The following is a 10931-nucleotide window of genomic DNA, read 5'->3' as shown; positions in this document are numbered from 1 at the left end:
CACACACTCCAAACTTTGCGGTGCCGGCGCGGGCCTCACAGGCCGGCACCCGACGCGGACATCGGCTCCACTGACCTCGACGGACCGGGTCGGGGATTCCTGCTCAGCGCGTCCGGGCCGGGACGCCTGCTGAACCGGGCGGGTCATGATCAGCTCTGGGCCGTGGTGCGGCCCGGGACGGGGGAACACCGCGGCGGACGCGGCTTCGTGCGGCCGCGTCGCGCCGGGCGGGCGGTAGCTTCCCGGAGTCCGTCCGGGCCGCGGGGGTGCGTCCCGGCGGCTTCGTCGCCGCCGTTCGTCCCGGCGGGGCGAAGCGGACGGGAATCCGGTGGCGGGGCCGTTTCCAGGTCCGCCTTCGCACCGGGACGACCGCCGCGCCGGCGGTGGCGCGGCCGGGCGGCCCGGCCGCGGCCCCCGGAGGGAGGAGCGGGGCTCGGCCGGGCTGACCGGAGACCTTCGACGGCCGCGGTGCGGTTCAGGTCGGGCTCAGGGGGTGTGCCGCATCGCGGTGGGGTGTCGGGGCGCGGACGGACGAAAAGCGGTGAACCGGTTCTGCGGGCGCGCGGTGACGCAGAAGTCCGGCGGGACTCCGTACGTTATTTCCTCTTTCCGGTTCTCCGGCTCCCCGCTTCATCGAAACAGGCCGCGCATTACCATCTCCCCCACATCGCAGGACGACCGAGAACGGGAATTCCATGACGCGCCATATGACGCTCATGGACTACTGACGGAATACTCGAATAGCTACCGGACCGGAGGCTAGTAACCGGGATGATCACGTGTCAACCCCTACCCAGGGCACCCCAGTTGATGCCCCGAGCTGGGGCTTGTCCCTGTTGGTAGACGATGCGTCAACCCCTATCTCCGGCCGCGATCCGCCACCCCGAGTGCGTGTTGACTCCCGGCACGGGGCCGGGTAATTTGCGTGACTGCACATCCACGACCTCATTTTTCGGCTTCCGAAGCCGGCCGTGGAATGCGAACCCGCACCATTGTGTTTACGGGCAGCAGTCCGCGGCGCGTCGGGGATCCGGTGCGACCGCCGGACTTTAGCGGAGGGCACTTCTGTGAGTAATCCGTTCGATGATGAAAACGGTCGTTTTCTGGTCCTGGTCAACGATGAGGGGCAGCACTCCCTGTGGCCCTCGTTCGTCGACGTCCCCAGCGGCTGGACGATCGTTCACCAGGAGGACACGCGCGAGGCGTGCCTGGAGTACGTCGAGAAGAACTGGACCGACATGCGGCCCAAGAGTCTGATCGACGCGATGAGTCAGCAGAACGCGTGAACACGGGTCCACGCCCGGCCCGCGGCGGCCCCGGCCGGCCGGCGCGGGAGCCGGGGCACCACCGGGAGCGCCCGCCGGCCGGAAGGACCCGGCCGTGAGCGAGGTGACGATCCGCACCAGGGGGCTCGGCAAGAGGTTCGGCGAGGTGACGGCGCTCGACGCCGTGGACGTCGAGGCGCGCGCCGGGACGGTCCTCGGCCTGCTCGGGCACAACGGCGCCGGCAAGACGACCCTGGTCCACATCCTCTCGACGCTGTCGCAGCCCTCCACGGGAAGCGCGACCGTGGCCGGGTTCGACGTCAGGACGCAGGGTGCGCAGATCCGCAGGCGGATCGGTGTGACCGCCCAGCACACGGCGGTGGACCACCGGCTGTCGGGCACCGCCAACCTGGTGCTGGTCGCGCGCCTGCTGGGCGCGCGGCCCCGGACGGCACGCCGCAGGGCGGCACAGCTCGTCGAGGCGTTCGGCCTCACCGCCGCGGCGAACCGGCCGGCCGGTTCCTACTCCGGCGGTATGCGCCGCCGCCTCGACCTGGCCATGAGTCTGGTGGCCGACCCGGTCGTGCTCTTCCTCGACGAGCCGACCACCGGGCTCGACCCGGTGAGCCGCGTCAACCTGTGGGAGACCGTGGAGGCTCTGGTGCGGCAGGGCACCACCGTGCTGCTCACCACCCAGGACCTGCACGAGGCCGACCGCCTGGCGGACCGGATCACCGTGCTCAGCAAGGGACGGGTGGTGGCCTCCGGCACGACGGCCGAACTCAAGTCGCAGACGGGCCGCCGCTTTGTGCACCTGTCCGTCGGACGGGACAGGCGGGAACGGGCGGCCGCGGCACTGCGCCCGCACGGGTACCACCCCACGGCGGGACAGGGGGGAACGGACCTGGTCGTCGGTGTGGACGCCTCGGCCGAACTGGCGGTCATCGTGCAGATCCTGGTCGCCGCCGAGGTGCCGATCGACGGTCTGGCCCTGTCGGAACCGACATTGGACGACGTGTACCTCGCACTGACCTCGCCCGGTTCGGCGACGGCGGCGGAACCGGGCTCCTCACCGCACGCACCGGTGGGTGCGTCATGACGCGGGTACGGACACGGCCGGGAGACGGGCGCCTCATGGACGAGCACGACGACCGGTTCGCCCCGGTCACGGTACGGCCGCGTGAACCGGCCCAGTTGTGGACGCTGACCGCCCGCCAGCTGAGGGTGATCTGCGGCGACCCGCGCATCGTGGCACTGTCGATCGTGCAGCCGCTCGTCATGCTGCTGCTCTTCACGCAGATCTTCGGCCGGATGGCCAACCCCGACCTGTTCCCCGACGGCGTCGCCTACACCGACTACCTGGTGCCGGCGCTGCTCATCACGACGGGCATCGGCACGGCCCAGGTCGCGGGTGTCGGATTCGTCCGGGACGCGGAGTCCGGCATCGAGCAGCGCCTGCGCTTCCTGCCCGTGCGCCCCCTGTACGTGCTCGTCGCGCGTTCGGTGGGCGATCTCGCCCGGGTGGCGGTCCAGTTGGCGGCGCTGCTGCTGTGCGCGTACTTCGTACTGGACTTCGACCCGGCCGGCGGCCTCGGGGGGATGGCGGCGGCGTTCCTGCTGTCGGTGTTCGTGTGCTGGTCACTGATCTGGGTCTTCCTGGCGCTGGCCGCCTGGCTGCGGAGCGTCGAGGTGCTGGGGAGCATCGGCTTCTTCGTGCTGTCCCCGCTGATGTTCGCCTCCAGCGCCTTCGTGCCCCTCGAGGCGCTGCCCGGCTGGGTGCGTGCCGTCGCCGCGGTGAACCCGCTGACCTACGCCGTCGACGCGTCGCGGAACCTCGCGCTCGGCTGGGAGGCCGGAGGCTCGATCATCGGCGCGCTGCTCAGCGGCGCCGTGCTCTGCGCGGTGATGTGCGTGGCCGCGCTCCGCGGGTTCAGGCGCCCCCCGAACGAAACGAGAAGACCCCTATTCCGGCGCTCGCGCGGCACCGCGTCGCCGGCGGAAGAGAAGGAGCAGGCAGGTGGCCGCGACCAGGCAGACCAGCACCCCCCAGCCGACCCGGCTGATGAACGCGCCGATCTCGTCGACGGACGCGCGGACCAGGGCCCCTGACACCACGTAGAGCGCCGACCACAGGGCCGCTCCCGCCAGGGACGCCGGAAGGAACCTGCGGTACCGGACGCCGGCCACCCCCGCCGTGGCCGGGGTGAGCGTCCGTACGACGGGCAGGAGCCTGGTCAGGAAGACGGACCAGGCGCCGTACCGGTGGAACGACCGCACGGCCCGGTCCCAGTGGTCCCTGCCCATCCTGCGCACCAAGGGGACGTCCCGCAGCCGGTCTCCGTACCTCCTGCCGAGGACGTAGCCGACGTGGTCCCCGGCGCTGCTGGCGAACGTGACGGTCACGAAGAGGCTCATGAGCGCCGCCGGGTTGTCCAGCGACGCCGCGAGCACGAGCACGACCGTCTCGCCCGGCACGGCGATCCCGATCCCGAGACCCGACTCGGCGGCGGCGAACGCCCCGGACAAGACCAATGTGACCGGAAGCGGAGCGGAGGACGACGTCTCCAGAACTTCTTTCAACCAGGACATCGCTCGTACGCGCTCCCATCGAATGCGCCCGCCGGAGGTGAGGACGCGGGTGCGCCCGACCGTAACAGAGAATTCCCGGGCGCCGCGGCGGTCGTTCGGCGCCCGTGCGCGGTCCGTTCCCGGCGCCGGCATTCCGCCGGGAATTCCGGCACACGGGCGTCCCACCGGGCGCCGGGAAGTCCCGCACAGGCGGGTACCCCGAAAGGACAGGGTGATGGGGGACATCGGTTCCCCTCCTGCGCCGGACAGGACTCGGGCGCACGGCGGAATCATCGCGTCGCCGGGGGCCGGTCCCGCACCGCGCCGGCACCCGGCGGGTGAAAGGCTCGCCGGCCTCGGTACCGGCCGGCAGAACGAGAAGGAACACACGGTGAAGAACACGACAGCCGGACGGCGCGACAGCGCCCCGCGGACACCGCTCGGTGCCGTTCCCCCGCCCGTCGGCGGACGCGACGGGAGGCGGGGACGGTGACCACTGCGCGTACCCGCTCACAGTCCTCGTGGCTCCGGGCCTGCAACCGGGTCACCCGGCCGCGGTCCCGGCTGGTGTGCGCGCCGCACGCGGGCGGCACCGCTCACGCCTACCGGTCGTGGCCGGCGGCCCTGCCCGACGACGTCGAGGTCCTGGCGGTGCAGTACCCCGGCCGCCAGGACCGGCTGGCGGAGCCGCCCGCCGGCACCATGGACGACCTGGTCCGGCCCATCGCCGACGCGCTGGCACCCTTCGTCGGCGAGCCGCTCGCGCTGTTCGGCCACAGCATGGGCGCCTCCGTGGCGTACGAGGTCACCCTGGAACTCGAGCGGCGGCACGGGCGGGTCGTCGACCTGCTGACCGTCTCCGGGTCCTGCGCCCCGCACCGCCGTGAGGAGGAGGACCGCCACGAACTGGACGACGCCGAACTCGTCGAGGAACTGCGCCGCCTCGACGACTCCTTCGACGACCTGCTCGCCGTCCCCGAACTCCTCGACCTCGTCCTGCCGTCGATCCGCGCGGACTTCCGGCTCGTCTCGCTCTACCGGCGCACGCCGGCCGTGCCCGTGCGCGCCCCGCTGCTCGTGTTCGGCGGTACCGGGGACCCGGACGTCAGCCCCGAGGAGTTGAGGGAGTGGCGTGCCTGCGCGGGCGGCGACTTCGACACCCGGACGTTTCCCGGCGACCACTTCTACCTCACCGACGAACGGCCCGTCCTGGAGGCGCTGGCCCCCCGGCTGCCCGGCCCCCGCCCTCCCGGCCCGCACGTTCCGTGACCCGTCCGGAGGGGGCCGGCGCTTCCCGTCCGGCGGCGAGCGCGGACGGCGGAAAGCCGTTCCCCGGACGCCCGCGGCGGAACACGAAGGGGAAAGCGGATGAACGGCCGTTTCCGGGGGCGTGTCCACGCGGCCACGGCTTGCCGAAAAGGAATCGGCGGGGCTTTCCAGAAATGAGGCATTGACATCGTACGGATATCGTGGCTACGCTTCCGGCGGCCGCCGCCTGCTTTCTTCTCCCATTTCAAGGGGGAGCTTTCGACATGTGAGCGGGGTATACGGTCCGCCACCTTTCGGAAGGATTTCCCACTTCACTGAAAGGCACGGCAAAGCAGTTCCCCACCGCGCACCTCACAAGGATTCCCAGAGTTTCCCGCGACTTCGGAACGGACCGGCCGAATCATGGTACGAGGCCGTTTCCCGTCGCGCGCCCAGCGAGACAACCGCTCACTTTCTGAAAACCCGGCGCACCAGGATTCAAGACGGGGCTCCTGGTTCTCGCGCGGGCACTTCACCGGCGGGACGGCACCGGACGTCCCGCCGGCCCGCCGGCGAGGGATCGCTGCCGACTCCCCTTCCCGTCACCTGGAGGCTCGGATTCGTATGGTCAACGTCAGTGAAGCGCGGAGTGTCCCCGAACTCCTGCGGCATCACGCGAGTTCGGCACCCGACCGGGAGGCGCTGCGCTACCTGCGCGACACCACGGGGACGGACGGGACCCCGCTCACCTACCGGGAAGTGGACCGCGCTGCCGCCGCCGTGGCACGGCGCCTCTCCCGGAGCTTCGAGGCGGGCGACCGGCTGCTGCTCCTGCACTCCTTCGGCCCGGACTTCATCGTGGGCTTCCTCGCCTGCCTCTACGCCGGCATGGTGGCCGTTCCCGCGCCGCTGCCCGGCAGATACCGCCATGAACGCAGACGGGTGCTGAGCATCGCCCACGACAGCGGCGCCGTCGCGGTGCTCACCGACGACGCGAGCTCCGCGGAGGTCGGCGAGTGGATGCGCGAGGAGGGCCTGGACGGCCTCCCCCTCATCGCCACCGACTGGTCCGCCGAGGAGCCCGGTGCCTTCACCCCGGCCGCGGACCTCGGACGCGAGACGCTCGCCATGCTCCAGTACACCTCCGGCTCCACGGGCGAGCCGAAGGGCGTGATGGTGACGCACGGGAACCTGCTGCGGAACGTCACCGCGCTGAGCCGTGCGTTCGGCCTCGACGAGCACACCCACTTCGGCGGCTGGATCCCCCATTTCCACGACATGGGCCTGATCGGGCTGCTGCTGCCCTCCCTCTTCCTGCGCAGCAGGTGCGTGCTGATGAGCCCGTCCGCCTTCATCCGCCGACCGCACACCTGGCTGAAGATGATCGACGACTTCGACGTCGCGTGGTCGGCGGCCCCCGATTTCGCCTACGAACTGTGCTGCCGACGAGTCACCGACGAGCAGCTCGGCAGCCTCGACCTCTCGCGCTGGCGCTACGCGGGCAACGGCTCGGAACCCATCCACGCCGGCACCATCACCGCCTTCGCCGAGCGGTTCGCCGCCGCCGGGTTCCGCGCCGAGTCGCTGTCCCCGTGCTACGGCCTCGCCGAGTCGACGGTCTACGTCTCCGGCGGTCCCTCCGCCCGGATCACCGCGGTCGACGCCCAGTCGCTGGAGGACCACCGGCTCGGCGAGGCCGTACCGGGACGGCCGCACCGCTCGCTGGTGAGCTGCGGCGCGCCGGCGGACGTCGACCTCCGGATCGTCGACCCGCGGACCGGGGACCCGCTGCCGGACGGCGCGGTCGGGGAGATCTGGCTGCGGGGAGGCAGCGTCGCCGTCGGCTACTGGGACAACCCCGCGGCGTCCGCCGAGACCTTCAGCGCCGTCATCGACGGGGTGGAGGGCCGCTACCTGCGGACCGGTGACCTCGGCGCGCTGTACGACGGGGAGCTGTACGTCACGGGCCGGATCAAGGAAATGATCACCGTGCACGGGAGGAACGTCTACCCGCAGGACGTCGAGCAGGAACTGCGCGCCGCCCACCAGGAACTCGCCGGCTGCGTCGGCGCCGTCTTCGCCCTCTCGGACACGGGCCCCGACCCGGTCCTGGTCGTGTCCCACGAGGTCCGGGCGGGCCTCGGTGCGGACGCACTGGAGGCGCTGGCCCGGGACATGAAGCAGACGGTGGCCCGCGAGATGGGCATGACGGCGTCGTGCGTGGTGCTCCTGCGCCGCGGGACGGTACGCCGGACGACGAGCGGCAAGATCCAGCGCGACGCGATGCGGAAGCTGTTCCGGGACGGCGAGCTGAAGCCCCTTCACACGCACTGGCACATGCCGAGGCAGCGCGCCGCGGTCCACGGGAGCAGCTCGGCGCAGAGCCTGGCCGAGGAGTCCACGGTATGAGCCCTGAGACGACGGCGCCGCACCGCCTGCTCGGCACGCTGCTGGACGAGCAGGCGCGCCCGGGCGGCCCCTTCTGTCCCGCCGCGCTTCGCGAACTGGACCAGGCCGAGGCCTTTCCCGCACGGGCGTGCCGGGTCCTCGACGAGTTCGGGCTGGCCGATCACTACGTACCCGCCGCGCACGGCGGGAAGCTCACCGACTTCGGCGAACTGATCCGGCTCGTCCGCGGCGTCGCGCGCCACGACCTCACGGTGGCCGTCGCCCATGCGAAGACCTTCCTCGGCGCCGTCTCGGTCTGGGTGGCCGGGGACCGCGAACAGGCCGACCGCCTCGCCCGGCAGGTCCGCGAGGGGCACGTGGTGTCCTGGGCCCTGACCGAACGGGGACACGGCGCGGACCTCCTCGCCGGCGAGGTCACCGCGGAGCGGACCCGGGAGGGCTGGACGCTGAACGGGGAGAAGTGGCTGATCAACAATGCCACTCGCGCCCATCGGATCTGCCTGCTGGCCCGTACCGGCGAAGCCGGGGACGCACGCGGATTCAGCCTCTTCCTGGTGGACAAGGACCGTCTCCCACCCGGCGGTTCCGCACACCTGCCGAAGATCCCGACGCACGGCATCCGGGGCGCGGACATCAGCGGCATCGGATTCACCGACGCGGCCGTCCCCGCATCCGCCCGGGTGGGCGCTGACGGCGCCGGTCTGGAGATCGTGCTGAAGGCGCTTCAGCTCACCCGGACCGTGTGCGCGGGGCTGTCACTCGGCGCCTGCGACCACGCGCTGCGGCTCACCACCGCGTTCGTGCGGGAACGCAGGCTCTACGGGAAGCTGCTCGTGGAACTTCCCCGCGTCCGGCGGATCCTCGCCGACGCGGTCGCGGACCTGCTGCTCATGGAGTCGGTGTCCACGCTGGCCGGGCGTGCCGTCCACGCGCTGACTGCGGAGATGGCCGTGGTCTCCGCGGTGACCAAGGCGTTCGTTCCGAGCACGGGCGACGCGATGATCGCGGAGCTCGGCGAGATCCTCGGAGTGCGCGCCTTCTTCACCGACGCCCACGCGGAGGGCGCGTTCGCCAAGCTGGAGCGTGACCACCGGATCACCGCGATATTCGACGGCAGCACGGCGGTGAACCGGCACGCGCTCATCAAGCAGTTCCCGCTGCTGGCCAGGGCGAGCGCGCGCGGTGGCCACGCCCTGAAGGGCCTCGCGGCCGCCGCCGCGCTCGACGCCCCGGTGGACCCGCTCGATCCCGGGCAGCTCGTCCTCGCCGGACACGGCGGCTGTTCGGTCCTGGGAGGTCTGCCCGATGCCGTCGAGCGGATCCGTTCCCTGGTCCGCGCGGGCACGGCGCCCGCCGGCCTCGAACGGCTCGCCGGGGCGCTTCTCGACTCGGCGGCGGCGCTCCAGGAGGAACTCGCCGCGCACCGGCCCACGGCGGGCGCCGGGGCGGCAGCCGACTTCGACCTGGCCCGGCGCTACGAGCTCTGCTTCGCGGGAGCCTGCGCGGTTCACCTCTGGGTCCACAACGAGTCCGCTGTGGGGGACGGTTCGCCGGTGTGGGCCGATGCCCGCTGGGTCCGGGCCTGCCTGAACCGCGTCCTGCGGGCACTGGGCGGGCCCGTGGACCGGGAACCCGATGTGGCCGACGCCCTGGTGGAGGAACTGGTACGCACGGAAGGACGCGGCATGACGTTGCTGTCGGGCATATGAGCGGCGGGAAGCTCGCGGCGGGGGACAGCCCGCGGAGCGCTTCTTCGGCCGATGAGCTGGAACGCCTGTTCGGGGACCCCTATGACGAGGGGAACCCGGTCGGCTACGCACCGCTCCTCGAAGCCGACGACCGCGCCGAGATGTTCGGTGACGGAGAGGCGCTGCTGGACGACTTCCGCCTGAACGCCGAGTTCGTTCCGGTCGAGTACGGCGGCCGCCTGTCCCGGCTCGACGATCTCGTCGAGGTCATGCGCGCGGTCTACCGGCGCGATCCCAGTCTCGGCCTCGGCTACGGGGCGAGCTCCCTGATCTCGTCGGTGAACGTCTGGACCGCCGGGAACCACGAGCAGCGCCGTCAGGTGGCGGACCTGTTGCTGCGGAACGGCAAGGTCGCCGCGGCCTACCACGAGCTCGCCCACGGCAACGACATGGCGGGTACCGAGATGAACGCCGTGCCCACGGCCGGGGGCTGGTGCCTGAACGGCCGCAAGGAGGTCGTCACCAACATCCGGCGTGCGGACGCCATGGTGCTGTTCACCCGGACCGGACCGGGCAACGGAAGCCGGAACCACTCTCAGATCTTCGTCGAGAAGTCGCACGTTCCGGCCGGGCGCATCGACTACCTGCCCCGGTACCGGACCGTCGGGATGCGGGGTGTCCAGCTGGGTGGCGCGGTCTTCCGCGACTGCCCTGTGGAGTCGGGCGCTCTGATCGGGCGGCAGGGGCAGGGGCTGGAGACGGCCATGAGGTCCTTCCAGATCACCCGGGCCACGCTGCCCGCGATGATGACGGGCATCCTCGACTCCGCCCTGCGCGCCACCATGCTCCACGTCACGGGCCGCACGCTGTACGGCGGGAGGGCCGGCGACCTTCCGCACGTCCGCTCGATCCTCACCGGGGCGTTCACCGACCTGTTGATCTGCGAGGCGTTCAGCCTGGTGGCGGTCAGGGCGATCCACCTGCTGCCCTCGGCCTCCAGCCTCTACTCCGCGGCGGCCAAGTACGCGGTCGCGGGGGGTCTGCTCCGTGCCACGGACCGGCTGGCCTCCGTGATGGGTGCGGAGTTCTTCCGCCGCGACGGCCGGCAGGCGATCTTCCAGAAGCTCCTGCGGGACCTGAAACCCGTCGGCTTCGGCCACGCCGCGCGCGCCGCCTGCCAGACGACGATCCTGCCGCAGCTGGGCGTCCTGTCCCGCCGCCCCGGCTCGCCGGCCACCCCGCCCACCGCTCTGTTCCGGATCGACGCGGACCTCGTGCCCCCCGCCTTCGACGCGCTCGCGGTCAGTTCCCGGGGCAGGGACCCGCTGGGGTCGTCGCTCGACGAGCTCTCGGACGCGTTGGCCGGGGAGGGCGGTGACCGGACGGTGCGCGAACACGTGGCCCACCTGCGCGCCGAGCTGCGGGAGATCCGGGAGAAGGCCGGCGGCCTCGCACCGCACGAACTCACCTTCACCGCGGACGCGGACTCCTACGACCTCGTCGAGCGCTACGTCAACGTGCTGGTCGCCGTCGGCTGCCTGCAGGTGTGGCGGCACAACCGGGACGGTGACGACGGGTTCCTCGCGGAACCGCTCTGGCTGCACGCGGCGCTGGGCCGACTGCGGACCGGCTGGAACCAGCACGTCGTGGCCTCTCCGTCGGTGGAGGACGGCCTGTTCGCGCAGATGTCGGCGCGATTGACGGAAAACCGCAGCTTCGGCCTGCTGGGCCGTCGCCTGTACGGGGCGTGACA

Annotated in this window: 7 protein-coding genes and 1 pseudogene; 7 read left to right on the top strand and 1 reads right to left on the bottom strand. The window is 71.7% G+C overall.

What is annotated here, in order from left to right:
• Positions 1-1067 precede the first annotated feature (1067 nt).
• From CP969_RS32980 to CP969_RS32970, 3 genes are all read left to right on the top strand, one after another.
• The gene (locus CP969_RS32980) at positions 1068-1286 is read left to right on the top strand and encodes an MbtH family protein (RefSeq protein ID WP_004979910.1); all 219 of its coding nucleotides are present in this window, start codon (positions 1068-1070) and stop codon (positions 1284-1286) included.
• 94 nt (positions 1287-1380) lie between these two features.
• Positions 1381-2364, top strand: coding sequence for an ABC transporter ATP-binding protein (locus tag CP969_RS32975; RefSeq protein ID WP_004979919.1), 984 nt, complete (start codon positions 1381-1383; stop codon positions 2362-2364).
• Positions 2365-2399: 35 nt separating this feature from the next.
• Entirely contained in the window at positions 2400-3374 is a 975-nt protein-coding gene (locus CP969_RS32970; RefSeq protein WP_004979920.1) for an ABC transporter permease, read from the top strand.
• Positions 3375-3425: 51 nt separating this feature from the next.
• On the opposite strand, the pseudogene CP969_RS34355 reads toward CP969_RS32970, so the two are convergent.
• Positions 3426-3680, bottom strand: a pseudogene (locus CP969_RS34355) (DedA family protein); the annotation flags it as partial.
• 642 nt (positions 3681-4322) lie between these two features.
• Between CP969_RS34355 and CP969_RS32960 the strand changes: the two are divergent.
• The 4 genes from CP969_RS32960 to CP969_RS32945 all read left to right on the top strand — a co-directional run bounded on the left by CP969_RS32960 (position 4323) and on the right by CP969_RS32945 (position 10929).
• The gene (locus CP969_RS32960; protein WP_016823562.1) at positions 4323-5102 is read left to right on the top strand and encodes a thioesterase II family protein; all 780 of its coding nucleotides are present in this window, start codon (positions 4323-4325) and stop codon (positions 5100-5102) included.
• Positions 5103-5705: 603 nt separating this feature from the next.
• Positions 5706-7490, top strand: coding sequence for a fatty acyl-AMP ligase (locus CP969_RS32955; protein ID WP_016823563.1), 1785 nt, complete (start codon positions 5706-5708; stop codon positions 7488-7490).
• Entirely contained in the window at positions 7487-9199 is a 1713-nt protein-coding gene (locus tag CP969_RS32950; RefSeq protein ID WP_016823564.1) for an acyl-CoA dehydrogenase family protein, read from the top strand. Before CP969_RS32955 ends, CP969_RS32950 begins: the two co-directional genes overlap by 4 nt.
• Positions 9196-10929: an acyl-CoA dehydrogenase family protein gene (locus tag CP969_RS32945; protein WP_016823565.1), complete on the top strand. Its 1734-nt coding sequence runs from the start codon at positions 9196-9198 to the stop codon at positions 10927-10929. Before CP969_RS32950 ends, CP969_RS32945 begins: the two co-directional genes overlap by 4 nt.
• The last annotated feature ends 2 nt before the right edge of the window (positions 10930-10931 follow it).

This window comes from Streptomyces viridosporus T7A (assembly GCF_008704515.1).
Classification (GTDB): Bacteria; Actinomycetota; Actinomycetes; order Streptomycetales; family Streptomycetaceae; genus Streptomyces; species Streptomyces viridosporus.
The sequence above is the reverse complement of the archived record's forward strand: the minus strand, read 5'-3'. Positions and strand labels throughout refer to the sequence as shown.

What these genes read in the sequence shown, in the direction of transcription:
- CP969_RS32950 (WP_016823564.1), top strand. Translation starts at nt 7,487, where the DNA reads ATGAGCCCTGAGACGACGGCGCCGCACCGCCTGCTCGGCACGCTGCTG.
- CP969_RS32945 (WP_016823565.1), top strand. Translation starts at nt 9,196, where the DNA reads ATGAGCGGCGGGAAGCTCGCGGCGGGGGACAGCCCGCGGAGCGCTTCT.
- CP969_RS32970 (WP_004979920.1), top strand. Translation starts at nt 2,400, where the DNA reads ATGGACGAGCACGACGACCGGTTCGCCCCGGTCACGGTACGGCCGCGT.
- CP969_RS32955 (WP_016823563.1), top strand. Translation starts at nt 5,706, where the DNA reads ATGGTCAACGTCAGTGAAGCGCGGAGTGTCCCCGAACTCCTGCGGCAT.